The 22,574-nt window shown below is 69.4% G+C and carries 24 protein-coding genes and 1 pseudogene; 15 read left to right on the top strand and 10 right to left on the bottom strand.

Features of this window, described 5'->3' with window-relative positions; all coding sequences use genetic code 11:
* The first annotated feature begins 18 nt into the window (after positions 1-18).
* Positions 19-654 carry a hypothetical protein gene (locus tag ACFVDM_RS26195; protein ID WP_383644879.1) on the top strand — a complete coding sequence of 212 codons (636 nt, stop codon included), beginning with the start codon at positions 19-21 and terminating at the stop codon, positions 652-654.
* A complete protein-coding gene (locus tag ACFVDM_RS26190; RefSeq protein WP_383644876.1) occupies positions 651-1,367 on the top strand; it encodes a hypothetical protein in 717 nt (238 codons plus the stop codon). The genes ACFVDM_RS26195 and ACFVDM_RS26190 overlap by 4 nt, the downstream gene beginning before the upstream one ends.
* Here ACFVDM_RS26190 and ACFVDM_RS26185 read toward each other — a convergent pair.
* From ACFVDM_RS26185 to ACFVDM_RS26155, 7 genes are all read right to left on the bottom strand, one after another.
* The gene (locus tag ACFVDM_RS26185) at positions 1,361-1,987 is read right to left on the bottom strand and encodes a hypothetical protein (protein ID WP_383644873.1); all 627 of its coding nucleotides are present in this window, start codon (positions 1,985-1,987) and stop codon (positions 1,361-1,363) included. The two genes, ACFVDM_RS26190 and ACFVDM_RS26185, sit on opposite strands and share 7 nt — an antisense overlap.
* A gap of 148 nt (positions 1,988-2,135) precedes the next feature.
* On the bottom strand, positions 2,136-3,335 hold the full coding sequence (locus tag ACFVDM_RS26180; RefSeq protein ID WP_383644870.1) for a methyltransferase domain-containing protein: 1,200 nt from the start codon (positions 3,333-3,335) through the stop codon (positions 2,136-2,138).
* 13 nt (positions 3,336-3,348) lie between these two features.
* A complete protein-coding gene (locus tag ACFVDM_RS26175; RefSeq protein ID WP_383644867.1) occupies positions 3,349-3,561 on the bottom strand; it encodes a hypothetical protein in 213 nt (70 codons plus the stop codon).
* Positions 3,562-3,569: 8 nt separating this feature from the next.
* Entirely contained in the window at positions 3,570-4,238 is a 669-nt protein-coding gene (locus ACFVDM_RS26170; RefSeq protein ID WP_383644864.1) for a radical SAM protein, read from the bottom strand.
* A gap of 80 nt (positions 4,239-4,318) precedes the next feature.
* The gene (locus tag ACFVDM_RS26165; protein ID WP_383644860.1) at positions 4,319-5,461 is read right to left on the bottom strand and encodes a hypothetical protein; all 1,143 of its coding nucleotides are present in this window, start codon (positions 5,459-5,461) and stop codon (positions 4,319-4,321) included.
* Entirely contained in the window at positions 5,455-6,357 is a 903-nt protein-coding gene (locus ACFVDM_RS26160) for an NAD(P)-binding domain-containing protein (RefSeq protein WP_383644857.1), read from the bottom strand. Before ACFVDM_RS26160 ends, ACFVDM_RS26165 begins: the two co-directional genes overlap by 7 nt.
* Positions 6,354-6,683 carry a hypothetical protein gene (locus ACFVDM_RS26155; RefSeq protein WP_383644854.1) on the bottom strand — a complete coding sequence of 110 codons (330 nt, stop codon included), beginning with the start codon at positions 6,681-6,683 and terminating at the stop codon, positions 6,354-6,356. Before ACFVDM_RS26155 ends, ACFVDM_RS26160 begins: the two co-directional genes overlap by 4 nt.
* Before the next feature lie 74 nt (positions 6,684-6,757).
* On the opposite strand from ACFVDM_RS26155, the pseudogene ACFVDM_RS26150 reads away from it, so the two are divergent.
* The 3 genes and pseudogenes from ACFVDM_RS26150 to ACFVDM_RS26140 all read left to right on the top strand — a co-directional run.
* Positions 6,758-7,297, top strand: a pseudogene (locus ACFVDM_RS26150) (MFS transporter); the annotation flags it as partial.
* Between the two features lie 10 nt (positions 7,298-7,307).
* The gene (locus tag ACFVDM_RS26145) at positions 7,308-7,910 is read left to right on the top strand and encodes a TetR/AcrR family transcriptional regulator (RefSeq protein WP_383644851.1); all 603 of its coding nucleotides are present in this window, start codon (positions 7,308-7,310) and stop codon (positions 7,908-7,910) included.
* Positions 7,911-7,982: 72 nt separating this feature from the next.
* On the top strand, positions 7,983-9,218 hold the full coding sequence (locus tag ACFVDM_RS26140; RefSeq protein WP_383644848.1) for an MFS transporter: 1,236 nt from the start codon (positions 7,983-7,985) through the stop codon (positions 9,216-9,218).
* 393 nt (positions 9,219-9,611) lie between these two features.
* Here ACFVDM_RS26140 and ACFVDM_RS26135 read toward each other — a convergent pair whose 3' ends face one another.
* Positions 9,612-10,214 (bottom strand): CGNR zinc finger domain-containing protein, encoded by a 603-nt coding sequence (locus ACFVDM_RS26135; RefSeq protein ID WP_383644845.1) that lies wholly within the window; start codon positions 10,212-10,214, stop codon positions 9,612-9,614.
* Positions 10,215-10,298: 84 nt separating this feature from the next.
* On the opposite strand from ACFVDM_RS26135, the gene ACFVDM_RS26130 reads away from it, so the two are divergent.
* The 3 genes from ACFVDM_RS26130 (at position 10,299) to ACFVDM_RS26120 (ending at position 13,075) form a co-directional block, all read left to right on the top strand.
* Complete coding sequence (locus ACFVDM_RS26130; protein WP_383644842.1) at positions 10,299-11,186, top strand: NAD(P)-dependent oxidoreductase; 888 nt, start codon at positions 10,299-10,301, stop codon at positions 11,184-11,186.
* A complete protein-coding gene (locus ACFVDM_RS26125; protein WP_383644839.1) occupies positions 11,183-12,385 on the top strand; it encodes an MFS transporter in 1,203 nt (400 codons plus the stop codon). Before ACFVDM_RS26130 ends, ACFVDM_RS26125 begins: the two co-directional genes overlap by 4 nt.
* A gap of 510 nt (positions 12,386-12,895) precedes the next feature.
* Positions 12,896-13,075 carry a hypothetical protein gene (locus ACFVDM_RS26120; RefSeq protein WP_383644837.1) on the top strand — a complete coding sequence of 60 codons (180 nt, stop codon included), beginning with the start codon at positions 12,896-12,898 and terminating at the stop codon, positions 13,073-13,075.
* A gap of 231 nt (positions 13,076-13,306) precedes the next feature.
* On the opposite strand, the gene ACFVDM_RS26115 is transcribed toward ACFVDM_RS26120, so the two are convergent.
* Positions 13,307-14,350, bottom strand: a complete 1,044-nt coding sequence (locus ACFVDM_RS26115) for a hypothetical protein (RefSeq protein ID WP_383644834.1) — start codon at positions 14,348-14,350, stop codon at positions 13,307-13,309.
* A gap of 1,206 nt (positions 14,351-15,556) precedes the next feature.
* Between ACFVDM_RS26115 and ACFVDM_RS26110 the strand changes: the two genes are divergently transcribed.
* The 4 genes from ACFVDM_RS26110 (at position 15,557) to ACFVDM_RS26095 (ending at position 19,375) form a co-directional block, all read left to right on the top strand.
* Entirely contained in the window at positions 15,557-16,450 is an 894-nt protein-coding gene (locus tag ACFVDM_RS26110) for a hypothetical protein (protein ID WP_383644831.1), read from the top strand.
* Between the two features lie 392 nt (positions 16,451-16,842).
* Positions 16,843-17,400 (top strand): hypothetical protein, encoded by a 558-nt coding sequence (locus ACFVDM_RS26105; protein ID WP_383644828.1) that lies wholly within the window; start codon positions 16,843-16,845, stop codon positions 17,398-17,400.
* Between the two features lie 115 nt (positions 17,401-17,515).
* Entirely contained in the window at positions 17,516-17,977 is a 462-nt protein-coding gene (locus tag ACFVDM_RS26100; protein ID WP_383644825.1) for a Dps family protein, read from the top strand.
* A gap of 264 nt (positions 17,978-18,241) precedes the next feature.
* The gene (locus ACFVDM_RS26095; protein ID WP_383644822.1) at positions 18,242-19,375 is read left to right on the top strand and encodes a PP2C family protein-serine/threonine phosphatase; all 1,134 of its coding nucleotides are present in this window, start codon (positions 18,242-18,244) and stop codon (positions 19,373-19,375) included.
* 61 nt (positions 19,376-19,436) lie between these two features.
* Here ACFVDM_RS26095 and ACFVDM_RS26090 read toward each other — a convergent pair whose 3' ends face one another.
* A complete protein-coding gene (locus tag ACFVDM_RS26090) occupies positions 19,437-20,927 on the bottom strand; it encodes a glycosyltransferase (protein WP_383644819.1) in 1,491 nt (496 codons plus the stop codon).
* Positions 20,928-21,547: 620 nt separating this feature from the next.
* Here ACFVDM_RS26090 and ACFVDM_RS26085 point away from each other — a divergent pair.
* From ACFVDM_RS26085 to ACFVDM_RS26075, 3 genes are all read left to right on the top strand, one after another.
* Positions 21,548-21,787, top strand: a complete 240-nt coding sequence (locus ACFVDM_RS26085) for a hypothetical protein (RefSeq protein WP_383644816.1) — start codon at positions 21,548-21,550, stop codon at positions 21,785-21,787.
* Positions 21,784-21,984, top strand: coding sequence for a hypothetical protein (locus ACFVDM_RS26080; protein ID WP_383644813.1), 201 nt, complete (start codon positions 21,784-21,786; stop codon positions 21,982-21,984). The genes ACFVDM_RS26085 and ACFVDM_RS26080 overlap by 4 nt, the downstream gene beginning before the upstream one ends.
* A gap of 94 nt (positions 21,985-22,078) precedes the next feature.
* Entirely contained in the window at positions 22,079-22,513 is a 435-nt protein-coding gene (locus tag ACFVDM_RS26075) for an NUDIX domain-containing protein (RefSeq protein WP_383644810.1), read from the top strand.
* The last annotated feature ends 61 nt before the right edge of the window (positions 22,514-22,574 follow it).

Raw genomic sequence — 22,574 nt, 5'->3', positions numbered from 1 at the left:
ACCGGCAGGAGCCAGCCCATGCCCCCTCGTTCACTGGCCCCCGACCCTTGGCGCGAGGCCGTACGGCGCGCCACCGACGCCACCGCGGCCGACCAGCCCGGCGGCATGGACGAGCAGTGCTGGGACGACGTCGCGATGCGCGGCATCGTCGCCACGGTCCTCTACACCCTGCACCTGCGCGAGCGCCAGCCGGTCGACGCGATCGTCTGGCCGGCAGTTCTGTGGCAGCTGCGCGACGACGAGCGAGTGACCGAGCTGGTCACCACCGTCCTCCCCCGCGCGGGCCACGACCTGTCCCGCACCGCGGCTGCCGGCGACCCGGTGAGCAAGTGCTGGCGGTGGTTGACGCGGACCTGGGACCCCCAGGCCCCAGTGAAGTCTGCCCTCCTCCAGCCCGCCCTCTCTCACACCACCCACAGAAGTTGGGCGGCTGACGCGCCGGAGCCCCGGTGGGGCGGCATGAGCCGGGGCATCGCAAGAGGCCTGCCCGACCCTGCGCTCGTTATGAACAGTTCGGGTGTCTCACGCCCCTCGCTGTCTCATCAGAGCGGCGGGTTCCGACTTGATCGCGTGCGGTGGCCGGCTTCCCTGGGTGTCTCAGAAGTCGCCGATAAGCGTTACTCGTTCGAGACCGTCTGGAGGCTCGCAGCATGACGGAGGAGCGTCCAGTGGCCTGGGCACAGGCGGTTCAACGCGCCGAGGAGATCGCGGCACTCGGACATCATCCGGCGGACGCGTGGGATGGGCGTGCAATTCGCGGTGTGCTCGCGGTAACGCTCTCAAGCCTGGCCAGGCGGCAGGAACGCCCCGTTGAGGAAGTGGACATCGGAAGCGTGCTGTGGCACCTCGCTCAGGGGCCCGCGATGGTGTACGAGCTCGGCGACGAGTTGAGGTTGGCAGCAGAGGAGACTCGCGCCGAGTGGGCTTGGCTGACCCGCCCGTGGCCGAAGGAGCCCTCGCTGGCTAACAGCGACGGGATGCCGCGCGGCATCGGCCGCGGTTCGCCGCTTCCTGCAGTCGACGTGGTGACGCTTTGGGCCGGTTCGGCGGCGCTCGCCGCCGAGCGGCCAGCAGGCTTGGCGCCACGCACGCGGGTACAGGTAATCGGCGGCGAGGACGAGGGACGGAACGGTGAGGTCGTCGCTCCGGCCTGGCTGATGGACGATGAGAACCGCACGGTGATGCCGGGGCCTCCCCCTGGGGACGAGGTGATCCTCACGGTCCCGGGGCAGGTGGAGGCGCGGCGCGCGGTGATGTCCACCGTGGAAGGTGAAATCAGGATTGAGGCCCCGGGCCCGCGCGGCGAGCGGGTGATCATTCGGGCCGAGGACCTGGAACCCGAGGAACCTGTCCCCGCCGCTCAGTGATCGTCGCCCCAGAACTCGGCGAGTCGGTCAAGCTCACGACCGTGCTGCTCGGTGAGAAGGACGTCCCCGATCGTGCTGCCGCGCTCCCAGTACGGGCCATCAGGCTGGGCGTCGGGATGGCGAGGCCCGGTGTGCCGCGCATGGGTTCTCCGGGCGACGGTGTCCACGACGGTCAGGGCGGTCGTTCGGACCCGGTCCCACAGCAGCCGGTCATCAGGATGGGGAGCCAGGGCGACGCGCATCAACAGCGCCCGCGAGGAGCCCCCTTGGTCTTCGATGTCGGGGCTGAGCTCGAGCGCGTTGTAGGCCGACCGTCGCAGCGTGCCGGTTACGCCCTCCTCGTGCGGAGCAGCGATCGGCACGAACACCGCGTCGGGGAAGGACAGGTCCAGTCCCAGGATCCGCTCGTGGAGGGCCGCCGCGATCAGGAAGGACACCAGGGGTCGGTCCGCCCCGGTGTACAGGGCGGTCTCCTCCTCGGAAAACTTGAAGAGTTGGCCGTGGCGATCCTGCTCCAGCGATTCCACGTGGAGACCGATCAGCAGGTCCGCCCAGACCAGGGAGCACTCCCACCCGCTCTGGGGTGACGTCTCGGCCGACGGCGGCTCAGCGGTTGTCATGGGTCATCCCTTTCGCGTCCAGGACATGGACGACAAGGCGTCGTCCCGTGCTGATCCACCGTATGGAGCCGCGGTCGGCAAGCCGACGTGCGGCCGAGGTTGCCTTGGCGGACCTCGGCGTACGCGCCGCTGGATTTGCCGGAAGGCTCTACGGGGTGAGCATGCTGGTTGCGCCGAGGATGGTGGACGACCAGCCCCTCCGGGAGAACGTGGCCGCTCCGTCGGGGGTGATGGTCACCTTGGCGCCGTGGATGGGGAGGTCGCCGTCGACGACGAGCCAGGTACGGATGCGGTCGAGTTGGTCCCACAGCCGGCGGGGCCCGCCCTGGTGCACGGTCGGGGAGTCCTTGCGTCCGGTAGCTGTGGCGCGGGCCCAGGAGCCGTCGGCGTGGAGCATGTAGATGGTGCGGGTGCCGTCGTGCGCGGTGTGCTGGCGGTGGTCGATGCCGGGCACTTCGAGTTCGAGGGTGGAGCGGACGTCCCAGGTGTCGGGTACGTACATCAGCGGGTAGCGGCCGGTGGTGATGCTCTCGCCGTCGGCGTGCTGGGCGGTCTGCCACAGCGGCGGGTTCTCCGGGAAGGTGTCGTCGTAGTCCTCGCCGTGGCGCGCGGACATGAACCCGGCGGCCTCGAGTTTGACGTGTCCGACGGCGCCGCCGTCGGGGGTCTTGTCCGCGACGATGACCATCCCGGTGTCGGCGATGGTGGTCACCAGCCGCCCGTCGGGAGCGAGCGCCTCCAGCCACGAGACGGGCACCGTGGGCACGGCGACGGTGGAGATGATCCGGTCGTAGGTGCCCTCGGGCAGGGCGCCGGTCAGATCGCAGACTTCGACACGCGGATGATGGCCGACCTCGGCCAGCCGCTTGCGTGCCGCCTGAACGAGATACGGATCGACGTCCACGCTGGTGACCAGCTCCTCGCGGAGGCGAGCGCAGGCCAGAGCGGTGCCGTAGCCGCTCCCGCAGGTCACCAGGAGCCGGGAGGTGTCGGTGATGAACGCGGCCCGGTACATCATCAGCACCAGGGAGGGCAGCGTGGAGGACGACGTGGACCGCCGCTCTCGGCTCCGGGTCAGGGGCCGGCCAGCCTGGGCGTGGTCGGCATGGTGGGGACCGATGCGGGTGACGAGCGTGGTGTCGGCGTAGGCGTCCCGCAGCCACGCCTCAGTGTCGCTCGCGCCGTCGCGCAACTCCCACACCGGCTCACCGCCAGCGGTGGCCCTGGTCCACCACCGGGGCACGAACACGTGCCTGGGTGTGGTGGCCAGCGGCTTGAACCAGCGCGACTCGGCCCTCACCACGGTCTTGACGGCCAACTGCTCTGCTGCCGCTTCCCAGTCCTTCAAAGTGTCCTGCCTTTCAGCCCGCAGAGTTCGGGATGACGCTGTCGTCAGCGGGGCCACATGTTCCGCCGCCGCCCTGACTGTCGTCGTTGGGACCGCAGTCCGGACCACACGGGTCCATGCGGGCTGCCGGGATGCTCGCGGCGATCTGCTGCCACTGCGGCGAGGTGAACACCCGCTCCAGTGTGGTGTCTTGGACCTGTCCGGCGGGCAAGAACCGTCCGATCACGCAGGGCGTCACGGTGCCGTCCGAGAGGACGGCGGCCGTGCCGGTGGCGCACCGGCCGCACAGCTCGGACGTGGACGGCAGACCCTCACCCTTGACCGCGTTGCCGACGGCTCGGACTCGGTCGACGTGCACCTCCGTGATGCCGAGTCCTTCCAGCTCTGCGCCTCCTCGACACGCTGTCCGTCCAGCACGTCCACGATGCCGACCCGAATGCGGATCCCACGGCGGTGCGCCTCGATGATGTTCGCGCGGGTCGCGGCGTGGGAGCCCTCGCGCCCCGTGACTTCGTCGTGTCCCTCGTCCGTGTCGGCGTAGTAGGACGTCGCCAGGGAGACACCGGGCCGCTCGAAGAGCGTCCAGTGGTCACGGCGGACGCGGAACAGGTTGGAAAACACCTCCACCTTGAGCCCTTCGCCGAGGGCGTGGTCCACGATCTCGACGAAGTCCGGGTGGAGCGTGGCTTCCCCGCCGATCAGCTGGATCTTCTTGACGCCGAGTGCGGCGGCCTCGGTGATGATCCGCTTCCAATCGGCGGCGGACATGACGCCGTGCCCCTGGGTAGGGCCCGCCTGGACGAAGCAGAGAGAGGGACACGTCAGTTGACAGCGACGAGTGATCTCCAACTCGAGGAAGGTGGGGACAAAAGGCTTGGTGGGGGCCTCGGGTGCGATCGTCACGAGCCGTTCCCTTCGGTTGTGTTTCACGGTGGGCCGGCCGCCCCTTCTCAGGAAAGAGGACGGCCTGATTTGTGGCGCTTCTACTCGGACAGCAGGCCCGCGGCGGTCTTGGCGAGCAGTTCGGCGCTGGCGCGGCTGTCGTGGTTCAGGACCAGGGCGCGGCGCGGTAGCAGGGCGAGCCGGTCGGCTACGTCGGTGGTCGGGGCTGCCTTGTCGGGCGTGAGTCGGAAGATGTCCGGGTAGCGGTCCTCGGTCTTGCTGGTGAAGAAGTCCTCTTCCTCTAGCGCGCGCGGCGCCGGGACGAGCTGGGGCTCGGCGTCCTTCTCGACGCGGGGGAAGAGCAGCGCGGTGGCGTGTGCCTGGGGGGCGAGCGTCATGCCGAGGATCGAGGAGAGCTGGTCGGGGAAGAACTGTGGCTTGAGTTCCTTGCCCTTGGCGTTCCAGATCGGCTTGGTGCTGCCAGTGTGCAGGGCGTCGGTGACGCGCTGGTCCTGGGTGGGGTGCATCTGCTCGCCGTCCAGGACGCGGGCCCGCAGCGGCTCGTACAAGCCGGTGGATTCGAGCAGGCCGAAGCCGATCGCGGCGGCCGACGGCCACGGCAGGATCCTCAGGGCACCGTCCTCGGGACGGACGAACACCCGGTCGTTGGCGAGAAGGTCGTATCCTTCGCGGGCGAGCAGGAGGGCGGTGCTGGTCTTGCCGGCGCCCTTGGGCCCGAAGGTGAGCAGCGCACGGCCGTCGCGGACGACGCAGGAGGCGTGCAGGATGTGGAACCCGGCGCGCAGCAGCTGGCCGCGGATGAGTTCGCGGGCGAGGCGGGAGGCGGCGACGGCGACCGGCTCGGTGTGGGCGCCGACGATGACGAGCTGGCGGGTGGCCGGGTCGTAGCGGTAGGCGAGGCGTACGGCGGGCTGGGCGGCGTAGATCACGCCGTCCTCGTGCCGGGCGACCAGGGTGCGGGCGTTCGCGTAGTCGACCTCGTTGTGCTCGTAGCCGCCGACCAGGGTCTCGATGTCGGCCATGCGGTCGCTGTCGACGTCGGCCAGGAGCAGGGCGCCGCCGTCGGTGACGCTGCCGCCGGACGCGTCCGGGGCGTTCACGGCGGTGGCGTTCCACCAGCCGCCGAAATAGCGCAGGGCCCAGTCGGTGATGTCCTTGGTGTCGCTGATGACCGTGACGGTCGCGGTGTCGGCATGGATCCGGGTGGCGCTAGCGCTCAGCACGCGGTCACTCCTTGAAGGGTCTGCTGATAGGCGGAGTCGAGCTTGGTCCGGGCGGCGGTGAACTGCCGCTGTTCATCAGGATCGAGGTCGGGCAGGGCCACAGTCGGGCGGCCCGCAGAGAACTGCAACGGGATTCCGAGCCACACGCCGTCGTGGTTGACGGAGAGCACTTCGGTGCCGTCGCTGACACCGAGCGTCTTGCGCAGCGCGCCGAGCACTGCGCCGGCCGGACCGCAGCGAGTGCGGCCGATCCCGGCGTTGATCTGGCGCGGCCGTGCCGCCAGCTGGGCCCGGACGTACTCCGACGGCACCTCGACCGTGCGGCCGTTGACCGTGGTGGTCGAGGCACAGATGACCGCGTCGTCGCCGTGCTCGCCGATCACCCAACCGCGTACGGCGGCGGGCGGGACCCGGTGGTGGGCGGCGAGAGCGAGCCGGTAGCGGGCCGAGTCGGTACTGGAGCCGATCCCGTACACCCGCGCGGCCGGGCCGACCGTGGTCGCGAAGACGCGGGCCAGGACGTCGACCGGGTTGGTCACCACGATGACGTGCCCACCAAATCCGGCTACTTCCTGTGCCAGGGAGCGGATCAACGGGGCGTTGGCGGCCAGTCCCGCCATCCGGATGTCGCTGGTGGCGGTGTTCGTGAACGTGGCGCGCGGGCACACGACGATGGCGTCGGCCGCGGGCATCGCGGCGACCGGGGCGATCTCCGCTCGTACGGAGGACCGGGTGATCTCCCGCATGTCCTCAAGATCGGTGACAAGCCCGGTCGCGGACTCCTGGGTGCGGGAGGCGATCATGAGGCGGGCGCACCAGCGTTCCCGGACCAAGAGCGCGGCCACGCTCTGCCCGACCGCACCGGCGCCGATCAGCCCGACCGTGAACCCGCTCATCGCGTCGCCGCCTTCGCCGCGTGACTCAGGGCCAGGCGCCAGGAAGCCGCGGGATCGGCGTCGGCCATCAGCAGGGCACTGACCCGATCCAGCAGCGTGCACACCGACTCGACGCGTTCGACGACGGCCCCGGCGTGCTCGGGAAGCGGCAGACCGGCCGGGGCGGACAGGTAGGTCGTCGTGATGTTGGTGGTGTCCATCAGCCACGTCACCAGCAGTTTCCGCAGGTAAAGCCCGCCCATGGCACGACGCATCGGCCGCAGCTGTTCCTGGACGAAGCCGTCGATGCCCTCAAGGATCGCCGTCGTCCCCTCCGGCGGGGGCACAGCGATCAGGCAGAGAACGGTGCGGGAGACGAGCTTGGCGGCATCCGCGTGCGCCGGCCCACGCTGCAGCCGCCGACCGGTACGGGCGCCGCGTGGTGCTGGTGCCCGCGATGCTGGCCGCCATCGCATCGGCCCTGCTGTTCCTGCTCGCCCAAGGCGTCCTGTGGCTCCTGGCGGCCCGGCTACTGGCCGGCGTCGCCGTCGGCGGCGCCGTGACGGCGGGCATGGCCGCCGTGGTCGACGTCGCCCCGAGCACCCGCAAACGGGCCGGAGGACTCATCGCCTCCGCCTCGATGGTGCTCGGCGCGGGGATCGGCCCCCTGCTCTCGGGCATCACGGCGCGAACCACCACCCCGCAGCTGTGGACCTTCGCCCTCGTCACGGCCCTCGCCGTCGCCGCCCTGGCGGTCAGCACCCGCGTGCCGCTCACCCGGCCCGCCCACCCCGCACCGTCGCCCGGCCCGTCCGTACGGTGGCCGCGTCCGCCCCGGGACCGCAGGCGCGAACTCCTATGGGGCGCGGCCGCGTTCGGGCCAGGCATCACCGCCACCTCCCGCACGGCGTGCGGGAAGGTGGAGCACCAATTTTGTACTGCCGAATACATAACCTGGTAGCGTGGCCGCCATGGGACGACCACGCATGTTCGACGAGACCGCGGTCCTGGATGCCGCCGCCGGCGAGTTCCGGGTGCACGGGTTCACCGCAACCTCCACCGAGCGGCTCTGCGAGGCGGCCGGCGTCCGGCGCAGCAGTCTGTACAACGCGTTCACCTCGAAGGATGAACTGTTCGTGCGCGCCCTGGAGCGCTATGTCGAAGTGATACGCGAGCGCCAGACGGGCGTCCTCGGGGACGATGCGCTCAGTGGTGCGGACCGGCTGCGCGCACTGATCGACATCGTGATCGGCGAGGAGGAATCCGCCGCGCGGAACGGCCACGCGGCCGGCTGCATGGTCGTCCAGAGTTTCATGAGCCCGGATCTGCGCAAGCGCGACGCCCGGGTCGCCGACATCCTGGACCGCGACCTGCGCGCCCGGACCGCCCTGCTGGCGGGAGCCGTGCGCGCGGGCCGGGCCGACGGTTCCATTCCCGACAGGGTCACCCCCGAGGAGGGCGCCGCACTCGTCAATACCGTCGTCTCGGGTCTGCGCGTCACCGCCCAGTCCGGTATGGAGCCCGAGAAGCTGCGACGGATCGCACTGGCGGGACTGAGCGCGCTCCTGGGCTGACCCGCGCCCGGTCCCCGGCCGGGCGCATTCTTGTGCCCTCATTTTGGATTCTGAATTACAGAAAGAGATGTCATGCCTTCGTCCACCACCACGGCCCCTCCCCGGGCCGTGCCCGCGGCCGTCCACGTCATCGCCGCGGGCATCTTCGCGATGACCACCAGCGAATTCGCCGTCGCCGGGCTGATGCCCCAGCTGGCCTCGGGCCTCGGCGTCGGAATCGAGCAGATCGGCTATCTCGTCACGGTCTTCGCCGTGGCGATGACGGTCGGCGGACCGGCCCTGACGGTGCTTCTGCTGCGCGTACCACCGAGGACCGCACTGCTGGTGATCTTCGGGATCTTCCTCGCGGGCAACGTCCTTGCCGCACTGTCGCTCTCGTACCCGGTCATGGTGGGCGCCCGGGTGATCAGCGGCGTCGCCTCCCAGGCGTTCTTCGGCATCGGCATCTCGCTGAGCGCCCGGCTCGTGGACGAGAACATGCGAGGCCGCGCCAGTGGGGTGGCGATGAACGGGCTGATGCTCGGCACCCTGCTCGGTCTGCCGATCGCGACCTTCGCCGGTGACCGGTTCGGCTGGCGCGCCGCGTTCTGGGCCATCTCCGCCCTCACCGTCCTTGCCGCCGCCCTGACCGTCATGTTCGTGCGGATTCCCGTCGCTTCGGGCGCGCGGAAGGAGGCACGGACCTCGGCACGGGAGGAACTCACCGTGCTGCGCCGCCCCCGGTTCCTCCTGGCCCTCGTCTCCAGCACCCTGATCATCGGGGCCACGTTCTCGGCGTTCAGCTTCTTCATACCGGTCCTCACCGAGGTCACCGGCTTCTCGAACGACATCGTTCCGCTGCTTCTGCTCGCGTACGGGGCATCGACGCTCGTCGGCAACACGGTCGTCGCCCGCCTGGCCGACCGGTGGACGATCCCCACGCTGCTGGCCGGCACCGCGCTCAACGCGCTCTTCCTGACGGGCTTTGCCCTGTTCACCGCTGCCCCGCCGCTGGCCCTCGTCACCATGCTCGGCATCGGTCTGACCGGGGTGACGATGAACCCGGCGATGGCCGTACGGGTGCAGCGCGCGGGAAGTACGTCACCGCTGGTCAACACCGTCCACGCATCGTTCATCACCCTCGGCGTCATCCTCGGCTCCGCGATCGGCTCGGCCTTCGTCCCCTCCTACGGGCTCCGCGCGCCCCTCGTGCTGGGCATCGCGCTCGCGGTCCTTGCCCTCCTGACCATCGCGCCCGCGCTTCGCGGCACTCGTCCGGGTCATGGGGACCGGGCCGGCGCCGAACGGCTGCTCCCCGCCGCACGCTGACCGGCGAACGGCCGGATGGAATCTCGCGGTCACGAAGGCCGGGGCCCACGCGCGGTGCAGGTTCGGAAACGGCTGCCCGCCGGGTTGGGCCGTGCAGGAGGCGGGGTGCCGGGCGCACGGGCGCCGCGAGAGGGCTTGGCGATCAGCCGAGCCCCTGCCTGGGTGATCGCGCCGACGACCGGGATCGTGGGGCGCCGAGGTGGTCGATCTACCGGTGAACACGGGAACCTTCCCGGTCCCCTCACTCAGCTACGCCGCCGCGGAGGTGCTTGCGGGGGAGCGTCCAGCAGGGCTGGCTGTGACGGTGGCGTGTAGCGGACCGTTCACCGGTGGCGGCCGCCACCGGGCCCGGCAGCCTGCCGCTGCGCCGGAAGAGCCGTGCCGCCCCTCCGGTCAGTTGGTGCCGTCCATGGTGCGCGGGCTGCGGAAGCGGGCCTTCTTCGCACGATTACCACAGATGTTCATCGAGCACCAGCGGCGGTTCTGTCCCTGGCTGGTGTCGACGTAGAGGCCTTGGCAATCGGAGTTCTGACAGGTCTTCACCTGGCCGCGCCGGGGGCCGCCGAGGAGGGTGACGGCGTCGTGGGCGATGCGGCTGAGCGCGCCGCGCACATGGTGTCCGGTGACGGGCCGCCAGTGCAGCCCGGTTTCCGTGAGTTCGGGGCAGAGGTGTTCGTCGCACAGGAGCCGGTTGAGCACGGTTCGATCCGTCTCGGCCGTCGGCTCGTCGCGGGCGATCGCGGTCCCGATGCGGTGGACCGCCTCACGGAGTCGCCGGGCCAGGCCGAGGTCTGCGGGCGTGGCGTGTTCGCTGCCGACGACGACGTCGTTGGCAGCGAGCCAGTCGTCCAGCCGTTCTGGATCGGGCAGCCGTTCGACCTGGGCGCCGTACCGATCGCTGAGGGTGGCGGTGAAGCGGAATGCGAGTTGCTCGTTGTCGAGCCGGAACATCGGGTGGCTCGCGGCAGCGGTGCTCGGGGCAGCGGGATGAGTCATGGAACCACCTTAGGCGGTTCCATTGCGAGGCCGCCTGTATGGTGGAACCACTTCAGACGGTTCCAACTGTGAAAGGTGGACGTGATGACCGATGTGACCGTGGTCGGTACCGGAGGCATGGGGGCGGCGATTGCCCGCAATCTCGCGCGGGCCGGATACCGGGTGGCGGCGTGGAACCGGGACCGTGACCGGCTCGCACCACTCATGGAGGCCGGGGTGGTACGGCTGGAGCAGCCGGGAGAGGTGTTCTCCTCACCGGTGGTCTTCTCCGTGCTTGCCGACGACATCGCGGTGAGGGAGGTGGTCCTCGACAGCGGCGCGCTCGACGCCGCACCGCCGGGGGCGGTACACGTGAACCTCGCGACGGTCAGCCCGGCGTTGGCGCAGGAGGCAGCGGCGATCCACGCGGACAAGGGGGTCGGCTATGTGGCCGCGCCCATGTTCGGCGGGGTGCCGGTCGCCGCGGCGGGCAAGCTCAACATCGTCACCGCCGGGGCGCCCGACGCGGTCGAGCGGGTGCGCCCGCTCCTGGAAGCGATCAGCGCCCGCGTATGGCCGGTCGGCGACTCACCACAACGCGCGAACGTGGTCAAGGCCGCCGGCCAGGTGCTCATCGCCTCGGCGATCCAGTCGATGGCCGAAGCCGTTGCCATGGGTGAGCGGGGCGGTGTAGACGCGAAGACCCTGGTGGAACTGTTCACCTCGACGATCACACCGGGCCCGGTGTACACGAACTACGGCGGGCTCATCGCCCGCCAGACATACTCGTCGGCCGGGTTCACCCCGGTACTGGGACGCAAGGACGTCGACCTAGCCCGCAACCAGGCCACCTCGACCGGGCTCCGACTCCCGGTGGCCGATCTGCTCTCCGAACTCCTCACCGACGCGATCGAGGCCGGGCACGGGCAGGACGACTGGGCCTCGCTGGCCCACATACAGCGCCACCGAGACCTCGGCGGGGCCGGTCAGTGACCACACGGACGCACGAGGCCGGCGCGGCCGAACACGCTCAGCCCACAGGATTGCCATGGGCGGCGCTCCTGTCCCTGGCCGCGGCGGGATTCCTCGCGATCTTCACCGAGACCATCCCCGCCGGACTCCTCCAGCAACTCGCGGCAGGGCTGGAGGTCTCCGAACCAGCGGCAGGGCAGTTGGTCACGCTGTACGCGATCGGATCGGTGCTCGCCGCGATCCCGTTCGTGGCCGCGACCCGACGAATGAGCCGGAAGAAGGTGCTCCTGGCCGCGGTGCTCACCCTGCTGGTGTTCAACTCCGTGACCGCGCTCGCACCCGGGTACCCACTGATCTTGGTGGCCCGGTTCATCGCCGGCGCGGCCGCCGCGCTCGTGTGGGGTGTGCTGGCCGGATACGCCCGCCGCCTCGTCCCGCCGGACCGGCAAGGACGCGCGCTCACCGTCACCGGGATCGGCCAGCCCATCGCTCTGGCCGCCGGAGTTCCGCTGGGGGCGTTCGCCGGCTCGTTCGTGGACTGGCGGTGGGTATTCGCCGCAATCTCGCTGGCCGCGGCCGCACTGGCCGCGTGGATCGCCGCCGTCGTGCCCGATGTGCCAGGCCAGGCACCGTCGGCGCATCTGCCGCTGCGACGCGTGATCCTGCTCCCCGGTGTCAGGACGGTCCTGGCCGTCGCACTCATGTGGGTCCTCGCGCACAACATCCTCTACACCTACATCGCGCCCCTGCTCACCCCGACCGGACTGCGCCTCGACGTCGGGCTCGCGGTCTTCGGCGTCGCCTCCTTCCTCGGGATCACCGTCACCGGCCTGGTCATCGACCGAGCACTGCGCACAACCGTGCTCGGTGTACTCACCCTCATGGCATCGGCCGCCCTCGCCCTGGCTGCCCCGTTCCTCGGCGCCGTGCTGATCGCCCTCGCGATCGCGGTCTGGGGCCTCAGCTTCGGCGGCGCGCCCGCGCTGCTGCAGACAGCCCTGGCCGACCGCGCCGGCGAGCACACCGACACCGCGCAGTCCGTATTCGTGACCGTGTTCAACCTGGCCGTCGCCGGTGGCGGCATCGTCGGCGGCGCGATCCTGGGCACGCAAGCGAGTGCTCCAGCCCTGGCCTGGACCGCACTCGGCCTGAGCATCGCGGCGTTCCTCGTCGTCGGTGCCCGAGCACAGGCGTTCCCGGCCACGCGTTCACAGGCATGACATGCCCGCCCCATGAACCAAAAGGCTGAGGTCCCGACCGGCATCCCTATGCGGATTCTGCCCCGCTGTCCGCCGGACTCGGGGCCGTCCACTGCGGCGGAGGGGTCGACCGGGTGAGCGTGACGGGCGTCTCGCGGCCGCCGTGACGAACTCGTGGCCGGTCCGGCATCTCTGCCGCCCGCACGGGGAACTGGCAACGCATGCAGGACCCGGAGCAACTTCGGGTCCTGCATGCCGCCGTTCATTCGGGGAGCCGCCGCCAGTAGCCGTGCGACGTCCGGGGAGGCCTACTGGGCTCCCGCGGACCGCGGATCGGACGACGGGCTGTCCGCGACACGGCATCGGGGCTTCACCCGAGCAGTCAGCACAAGCGACACCGCGAACGCGAGCAGGGTCATCGAACCGAGGCCGGCCAGCGCGGTCAGCAGCGCCAGCGCTGGGCCTGTGAGTACGGCAGCCACCGCGTAGGCGGTCACGAGTAGACCCACGTCGGAGACCGGCGCGTCGAGCGTGTCCGAAGCTTCCCCGGCGAAGCGCCCGTCTCTGTGCGGGGACTGCGACCAGCGGTTCGAGGCCGACTCGGACCGGGCCTGGGGTGCGAGCCCCCGGCGGGAGGAGCGCGACCAGGAGCAGGACCAGGCCGTGCCCGAGCAGAAGGCAACCGGCTGGCTCTCCCGCCTGTGCCGCTGAGCCGGGCACGCCGGCGGCGGGCAGACGCGATGGGTACACGCCGGCTGCCGGTGGCGGCTGGGAAGCTGAGACGCACGGACAGGGATGAGGAGTTGCTGCGCGGCCGGGTCTACGGCGCCAAGCACTTCATCCCGGGGGCGGCAGGTCAGTTGCCCGTTCGGGCGTCGGGGCCCGCAGCCGGCGCGATGGAGTAGGCATCGGCGGCTGCGGGCCGCGTATCCGCCGCTGCGCTCATCGGCGCTTCTGGTATCCGAGCATGAGCTCGTAGTCGGAGTAGTTGACGGGCTTGCGCTGCACCTTGTTGCTCCCGGTCCAGATGTTGTTTTCGCAGCTCGGGACCGATTCTGCTCCGAGGAAGAGGCAGATGTCGTATCCGTCACCGCCCTCGGCACGAGATCCTGCGCCCACCGCCATCCACCCCTTGGCCTCTTCGGCCCGGGTGTCCGTGTACCCCTCGATGCGGTCGTTGCCGCTTCCTCCGAGGACTTCTCCTTCATTGGTGTGCACGTAGAGGGAGTCCGCGCCGTCACCTCCGTCCAGACGGCCGGTGTTGGCGCCCTTCACGACGAGGGTGTCGTCCCCCTGGTCGCCCGAGATCTGGATGTTCTTGCCGTCCATCTTCTCGATGGTGATCCGGTCGTCGCCTTCACCGCCGCTGATGACGCTTTCGGCGCCGGGATGTCCTGACAACGTCCCCTGGACTGTGATCTCGTCGTTTCCGTCGCCGCCGAGAACGGTGACGCCCTTCATACCCGACTCCAGGATGATCTTGTCGCGTCCGGCACCGCCGTCGATCACGCGCACACCCTCGGTGCCGAAGCAGCGGATCGTTTCGTCCCGCTGGGTCCCTTCGACCTTCCCGTCCTGGAGGGCAACGGGCTTGCCGTCCACGGTGCAGTGGTAGGGAGCGCTCTCCTCCGGCGGCCTATTCGCGTCCTCCCGCTGCTCCATGAGGCGCATCGCCTCGTCGAATTCCTCCCTAGTGATGAGTCCGTCCCTGAGGCGGTACTCCAGCTCCGCCGGGCTGGTGAACGAGAGCCTCTCCATCTTGCTGAGCTTGGAGAAGTCGACGCCTCCGGTCTGGGACGGGTCGGGGAAACTCTCGGCCCCTTCGGACCCGGGCGCGGAGGGTGAGGTGCCGGCGGGGTCGACGTCGGGCGCGGAGGAGTCGACGGGAGCGGTGTCGACGGGAGCGGCGAACGCCGAAGGGGCCGCCAAGGTCGTGAGAGCGGCGCCGGCAGCCAGGGCCGCGGCCAGACGGGCATGAATGCGCATGTGACTTCCCAGAGAGGAGAAAAGGTGCTTTCCTCCGATTCAAACGCAACGCCCGGCGCAAAGATGTGTTCGCACATACGCCCCAGGGGGCGTCACCGTGACTCCCGGAGGGGGCGAGACCAAGGCCGGGCACGCCCACCAGTTCCCGAAACCCGGGTGGCCCCTCTCCGTGGCAATGCGCCTCACCTGCCCTACGGTCACTGGCATGAAGCAGAAGAAGGCGGTGCAGCCGGCGCCGGACGAACTCCGGGCGGAGGCGGCGGTCAACGAGGTCCTGGGGACCCGGCAGTTCGACTTCGGCTGACCCGACGACAGCGGGGCCGGACAGGATCACCCGACGCCGTTGGCTAATCTCGGGCCCTGATACTTCGCCCGCCGTTATGCGGCGGGGCGAAGTGCTGCCAGAGGACTGCCCATACAGCCCCAGAATCGGATCCACCCGGTAATCCGGAGACAGGAAGATTGGATCGCCAGCCCGTACTCCCATGCGTCTTCGCGGGCCGACAGGTCTGCCCACCCCTCCAGCACGGCCTTCCGTACGCCACCTCGCACCGCATCTCGCGGCACCCAAAACACACGCCAACTCACTCGGTGAGACACCCCTCTTGATCAGTTTCAACATGCTGATTCAACAGGGAACTGGACAACCCGGACGGCGAGCGGCTCTACCGGGTGCCGGAGGAGCAGTCCCGCCGGCGGCAGGCGGAACGCAAGGCTGCGCCAGTGCGGGACGAAGCTCACCAACGAACGCTGGCAGGTAACCGCGGGGTTCTCGTGGGTACGGCCAGTGGGACGGGCTGTGGGGATCGTGCGCGGAGTACGCGCGGAGGCTGAGAGCGTCGCGCGCCGCCTGGCGGAGGAAGCCGAACGCGCGGCGGCCGAAGCGCCGGCCGTGAAGCCGCGCGGGCTGTTCGGGCGCCGCCGGTAGGCGCTGGCAAGCCCAAAGGCGGCCTGGGCAAGCCGCGGAGCGGGGACGGCGAGCCTGTCACCGTGGGCTAACCGGGTGGTTTCGGCCCTGCCGGGTTGAGGCCCGGCTCTGCGCGTCGCTACGGTCGGTACGGCAAGTCCCGTACGCATTCCTCGATCCGCCGCAGAGCCCGCCCACGCCGGTCCTGCACTGCCGGGAGGAGAAGGCTCCGCGCGAACCGCGCTGGGGCCCGGACCTGAACTGCATCACCTTCGAGGGAGGCGTTCAGGCTGAAGGGCGTGGGTCTCAGCCTGGACACCAGCATGGTCAAGGATGGCAGCAACGGCGCCAAGCGCCGGATCCGCAACCGGGCCGAGACGGCAGTCGTCACCTACCAGCAGGCCAGCCGCCCCGCCCGGCCTGTGGTCCTGGAGCCCGCACGGGTCATCGGGATCACCGGCGACGTGGTCCTGACTGCCCTGGTTGCCGACGGCCTCGGGCTCAGCTGGGCCCGATCAGGCGAGCGCGTCGTCGTCATCCGTTACGAGCCCGTCCGGATGCCCAACCGCAGGAAGCTCTCCGTGCCCCTCGCTCCCGGTGCCCCGCAGCCGGTCTGCGCCGTCGACGGCGCAGACCGGCTGGACCGCATCGAGGCACGTACCCTGCGTGGGCAAGGCATCGCCGAGGCTGTGAAGTCGTGCCGCGCGGCGTACGACCGGGTGCTGCTCATCGCGGCGTTCGGCAGCCTGCCCGACCTCGCGGACGTCTACGTCGAGGTGACTCAGGACAATCCGGTGGAGCCGGCCGACGTGCAGTGGGTCATCGACGGCGGCCAGCGAGCCCAGCGCGTGCTGCCGCGGACACCGGACCAGATTGCACAGCACTGGTGCGCATTCGCACGCCGCCAAACGGAACTTCGCTGGCCCCTGCTCGGGCACATCCTCATCGAGCCGACCCACGCCATGCGCGCGGCCTGCCATGAATATGTGTGGGTAACCGACGAGGCACTGGCCCGCCAGCACGTCCAGGTCCTGGGGCGTCTGCCCGCCCCGGACCGCGACCCGCAGTGGCTACGCCCGATCCCCGTCACTGACGGCCGGCAGGCGGCCGCGTACGACACCGCGGCGCGCACGGTGCGCGCGGCCCTCCCACAGATGCGTGCCGAACCGGCCGTGGCAAGTTCCGACATCTGACGAGGAGGCGGGGCCTGGGCAATCCACCCTCGTACGACGGCTTGCCCACCCCGGCCGGGGTGGGCTGAGGCGGGCAACCCCGGGCGGACATCCCGGCGGGGACCATGCGGAGAAGGACACAGCCCTGCGCCTGGTCCCCGCCGGGCGGGAAGATTCCTCCGGCCTCTCCCGCAGGACGGGAGAGTCCGGACTCCGGTCGCCGCCGGCCTTCCGCTGTCGGTGGTGGCTGGGAGGCCGGCCCGATGAACGCCGATGACGAGCAGCTGCTGCGCGGCCGGGTGTACGGCTCGTTGACTGAACTAACAATGGCGTTTTCGCAGGTCAGTGGCCTTTTCTGCTAGCTTCCCGGGGTGCCTGAAACAAGAGGTCCCGGGAGGGATCTGTCGACGTTCGTGCTGTCTGAGAGCGGCAAGCTGTATGAGACGGGTGATCCGTGGGAGCCGTACCGACTCCTGGACCCCGCTGGCGGTCCAGTCCAGCCTGTGGCGTTGTACTTCACGGATCTGCTCGCGAGCCACACCCCCGCCACGACTCTGCGGTCGTACGGGAATGATCTGCTGCGGTGGTGGCGGTTCCTGTGGGTCCTCGGCATCGAGTGGGACAGGGCGACCCGGACGGATGCCCGCGACTTCATGCTGTGGATGCAACTGGCGGACAAGCCGGTTCGGGTGCACTGGCGTCACCGCGGAAGACCGTACGCGAACCCGCCGGCTCGCCCGGCAGGCAAGCCCGCACCCGGGACACCGAACCCGGTGACCGGCAAGCCGACCGTCGGGAAGAAATACGCCAAGAGCACACAGGCTCACTGCGAGACCGTGCTGCGGACGTTCAACGACTTCCACCTGGAAGCCAACTCCGGTTCGCTGCTGATCAATCCCTTCCCGCTGGACCGCTCGCGTCGCAAGGGCCGGGCGAACGCCCACCTGCAGTCCGGGTCCGCCTCTCGCTGACGCCATCTCAAAGAGATCCAACTGAGACATGCATTACATGGCAATTTTGGGTAAAGCGGACATCTGCGGGCAAGGTCCTGTCATGACCGAAACGCCGATACTCAAGGACAGCACCATGAGGATTACCGCCACGATCACCGATGACCAGCGCAAGACCGCAGGTCAGGCGCTGCAGAGCGCACTGACCGACCTCCAGGACCTCTCGCTCCAGAGCAAGCAGGCCCACTGGACCGTCGTGGGCGGAGGATTCCGCTCCCTGCACCTTCACCTCGACGAAATCGTGGAATCAGCACGCACCGGCGCCGACGACGTCGCCGAGAGGGCGGCCGCGATCGGCGTCGTCCCCGACGGGCGCCCGGTGACCATCGCCGCAGCCGAGCTGCCCCAGCTGGACCTGCGCTACGTGCCCGTGAACGAGGTGGTCACGCACATGGTGAACGCCCTGGCCATCATCACGGCCCGCTTCCGCGAGAACATCATCCACACCGAGGCCGAACCGGTCACCCAGGACATGCTGATCGGAATCACCACAGAGCTGGAGAAGCACTCCTGGATGCTCCAGGCACAACAGGCGTAACCCGCAGCCCGGGACAGAACCCGCGAGCCAGGAGCAGGCCATGGCGGCTCACCGTCCAAGGACCCGGCACAGCCATCCTCCCTGCCGCCGACAGGCGAGATCCCGCCGGGGCAGTGTCCCACGGCACTCCTGCCGGCCCGGTGTCGTAGAACACCGGCCGCGCCGAGGAGGATCCACCAGTCAGCACCACCGCTCGGGTAGCTTTCGGGCACTGCCGCTCACCGCCCCGAGGTGACGAACGAACACCGATGGGACGCTGATCGGGTGCTCCGACTTCACCGGCTGCCACAGCGCCAGCGCATCCTGCGCGCGGCAGGCAGGTCCCTGCCGTTCGTCCTGCTTGCCGCCGGGGCCGTCGCCGACCTGATGGGCCCGGACGTCGAACGCTTCGACCGGCTGCTGTACGCAGCACCACCGCTGGCGGCCAGCACGTGGGGGTGGCGGGCAACAACGGGCATCGGCCTGCTCACCATGGTGGTCGTGGCGTTCCTGGCCGGGTCACGTGACCTGGAAGTGTTCTCCGAACCCGTGGCCTTCCAGGCGGCGCTGCTCCTGATCATCACCGCCGCCTCGGCCGTCTCCGCCTACCTGCGCACCACCCGCGAGAAGCAGCTGCGAACCCTCCACCTCGTCGCCGACGCGGCGCAGCGGGCGGTGCTGCGCCCGATGCCCGCCCGGCTCGGAACGATCGATCTGCATCTGCTGTACCAGTCCTCGGCGACCGGGGCCCGGGTGGGCGGCGACTTCTACAAGGCCCTCAAGACGCCCGGGGCGGTGCGGCTGATCCTGGGTGACGTCCAGGGCAAGGGACTGGAAGCGCTGGACGCGGCGGAGGTTTTGCTCGGCTCGTTCCGCGAGTCCGCCTACACCGCAGCCACGCTCCCGGAGATCGCCGCCCGGCTGGAGCTGAGCATGGTCCGCTTCGAGGAGCGGGACACGGTCGCCGCCTCCGCGCACCGGTTCGCCACCGTGCTCCTGGTGGAGATCCCCGACGACGAACCCGTCATCCGGGTGCTCAGCTGCGGCCACCCGCCACCGCTGCTGCAGCATCACGGACGGACCGTCACCCTGGCCGTCACGTCCTCACTGCCGGTGAACCTGGGGGTCGCGGCCGATGACGCGTACGAGGTGACGCAGACGCCGTTCGAGCCCGGCGACCGGATGCTGATGTACACCGACGGCGTCAGCGAGACACGGGACCCCATGGGGGAGTTCTACCCGCTGGCGGAGCGCCTGGCTCAGTGGGCGCTGGTTCCGGCGGAGGAGGTCGCGCCCCTTCTCAACCAGGACCTGGTCCGCTACAGCGGCCACAGCCTCGACGATGACACCTCCGCAGTCCTCATCGTCCGCACGGACCGGCGGGTGTCCTACGACACGGCGGCCGGCGCCGTGTCGTAGGACACCCGCCGCGGTGAACGCGGCCCGGAAATCCCATTGCCGGGGTTGAACAACAGTCGGCTCAAGGCCCCTTCGAGGTGACGGTGCACGTCTGCTGGTTCAGTGCCACTTCGATGCGGGCTCGGGTGCCCCAGCGGTTGACGCGGTGGCAGGTAGCCATTGCGTAGAAATACAGAGGCCGAAGCACAAGCCCCCGCCATGCCGCGGCAAGCGGGGCCAGGGCAAAGAGCAACAGCATCTGGCGCAGCCGCATATCGCTGCGGTGAACCGTGAACAGGCGCAGGGCCATCAGGTAGCTCATTACGGTGCCGATAACGACACTGGCGGCAACTAGCGTCCCAGCGTGGCCGCGCAGATCGGAATTGGCGAGCACTGTGATGGGGATGGCGATTCCGAGGGCGATGTGGGCGTACTCGGCAAGGGTGCTCCAGAAGACGATGCCGTTCAGCGGCATGTATCTCAGCCACCAAAGGTGGCGCACGGTCGTGCCTCGCATCCAGCGCATCTGCTGGTGAAGGTAGTGCGACCAGCGCTCGGGGGTGAGGGTGAACACCAGGGAGGAGGGCTGGTGGACGGTGTCACCGGCGAGCAGTGCGTAGAACGTGAGCATGGAGTCATCGTTCATCTGGATGGGCCGGCCCCGGAACGTCTCGTTCTCGTAGGCGCCCGCTGCCTGCCTGACGATGCCTGAACGGTAGAAGGCGAGGGTGCCGGAGTTGATGGTGACGCGGCCCAGTACCGACTGTGCGGAGCGCAGCCCGCGGGTGAAGGGAAGGTAGAGCAGGTTGGTCATCCGGGTCAGGGCGTTCGCGTCGTGGTTGAGGACGACCACCTGACCCGCAACGGAGGTGACTTTGGGGTCAGCGAACGGCTTGAGGCCTTCGGCGATTGCCTCGGGGTCGAGAAGCGAATCGCTGTCCAGGGTGACGAAGATGTCGGCGTCGTCATCGGCCAGGACGTGCATCTGGGCATAGCGCTTGCCCCGGTTGCAGGTGCGGTCCCAGGTCACTTCAACGCCACGGGCGGCCGCCCGTTCGAAGAGCTCCGTCCGGACATCACGGTAGGTCATGGGTGAACCGTCATCGTGGACGGAACCGTCGTCGACGACCCGGATCCGGTTCACGGGGCGGGTCTGGACGAGCAACGAGTGAAGGCATCCGCGCAACGCTCCGGGATCTTCGTTGAAGACCGGGATCTGCACGGTGACCACCAGCTCGTCCAGGGCGGTCTGGGCCTCGGGCGAGGTGGTGTGGGGCCTTTCCAGCCAGGACAGAGGGACCCACCACAGCAGAAGGAACGATACGAGCCACGGCAGGGTCATTCCGGTGTCCCCGCCGACGAGGGCGGCAACCACGCTGTAGATGTGCGCGACCGCCCAGGCAAGGAAAGCCGTCAGGGGGACAGCGCCCAGCAGAATCACGCCAAGGGAGGAGACATGCCAGGCCCTGGGCAACGGTGCCACCCCCGGCCAGCGCTTCGGAACGCATCCGCCGAATTCCGTTTCGCGCGCGGACTGCCCCGCGCCGCCCGGGAATTCCGTGGTCGAGGTCACTGCTCGACCGGACCCTTGCCACGCCTGAAGGACATTCTGACCGTGATCGCACCGACGAGTACGGCGATAGCGCTGACAGCCACCAGCCACACCTGACCGGTCGCCACGCCCGTGGCGGCCAGTGTGCTCCCGGGACCCACGATCGAACCGTACGGCATAACGCCTCCCTGAAAGGAAAAATTCGGTACGCCCTTTATATGCGCGAATTCTGAAGGCGGCGCGTTTTGTCTATTCCATTCGAATATGCCAACTCGATTCGCGGGTGTCCGCATCCGCGTTGCAGTCCGCTGGTATGCGCCTTCCCGCCCTCGGCCCGCAGACTGTTCGCGACGGCCCGGATCAGGCATCGCACAGAGTGCGGACCGTGTGCCACGGCGTCATGCCGGCTCGGATGTCGTGGCACAGGAAAGCTCCTCCCAACGCCAGAGCTGCGGCGCCGAGTTGGCGGCGCCGTCAGCGGTAGGCGAGGCTCCGTGAGGGGTGAGCCCGCCAGCTCCACAGGTGACCGGCTCCGCCTGTATGTTGTCCTCCGCACGTTGAAGCAGCGAGGGAAACGACGAGTGCCGGGGGCGGACAGCGGACGGGGCGAGCGGAGAGAGCTGACGGGCAGTCGGCTTCGCGTGTACTTGGGCATAGGTGCCTCGACCGTCGCGCTCCTCGCGTTCTTCGGGATCAGTAACTTCGACGATCTGCGCCAGATGGTCGGCTCCGGGTCGGGCAGCGGGTCAGGTGTGGCGGATGCGTGCAATGCCGCGTACGCGGCATTCCACGGCAAGGAGAACGACGACCGGAGCGTTCCGGTGGACACCGGCCATGAGCAGGGCAAGGCGGCCGAATTCCACGCATACGCGGGAAAGTGAGGCAGGCGGCCGACCTGACCGACGAAGCAACGCTCAAGGCCCATCTCGTCAGCCGTGCCGACGACGTGCAGCACATCGGCGGCTGGTGGGCTAATCCTGCCCGCTCCGAACAGGGCGAGCCGACGCTGATGATGCTGATGGACGATCCGTGGAAGAGGGACTGCTTCGCTCGCGGAATCAGGGACCCCACGAGGTGACCGTGCGCATGCTGCGGGCCTGCGCCGGGTGTCCGCCGCCTCGCGTGTGCTGATCCTGCACCGCTGGTCCCGGCCCAGGCGGTAGCTTCACGGAATGGACACGCGCGTAACCGGCATCCTGATCGAGAAGAGCAGGATCCTGCTCCTGGACCAGGACCCGGACACCGGCGGGAAGAGGACCTGGTCGCTGCCCGGCGGAAAGGTCGAGAACGGCGAATCCCTGGGCAACGCCCTGATCAGGGAAATACGCGAGGAAACCGGCCTGACAGTCCGGGTCGGCCGGTTGCTATACGTGTGCGACAACACCGAGGCGAACATCGTCCACATGACGTTCGAGGTCCACCGGTCCGGAGGAACCCTCGGGAACACCCACGCCGAGGCGGAGACACATCCGATCCGCGCCGTCGCGTTCATCGACCTGGACGACCTGCACCGGCTCGGCTTCACCCACCGGTTCGTCACCCTGTGCCGTGAATCGTTCCCCGGGGCCGGGTCCTACATGGGCCCCAAATCCACCATCGGACTCTGACCCGCCGCCACGACGGCTACGCGGGAAGGTCCGCGACGTACATCGCGGCCGAGCCCCCGCA

This window comes from Streptomyces sp. NPDC057682, from assembly GCF_042799575.1.
Taxonomy (GTDB): Bacteria; Actinomycetota; Actinomycetes; order Streptomycetales; family Streptomycetaceae; genus Streptomyces.
Note: the sequence above shows the minus strand (reverse complement) of the source record. Positions and strands in the feature narration are given on the sequence as shown.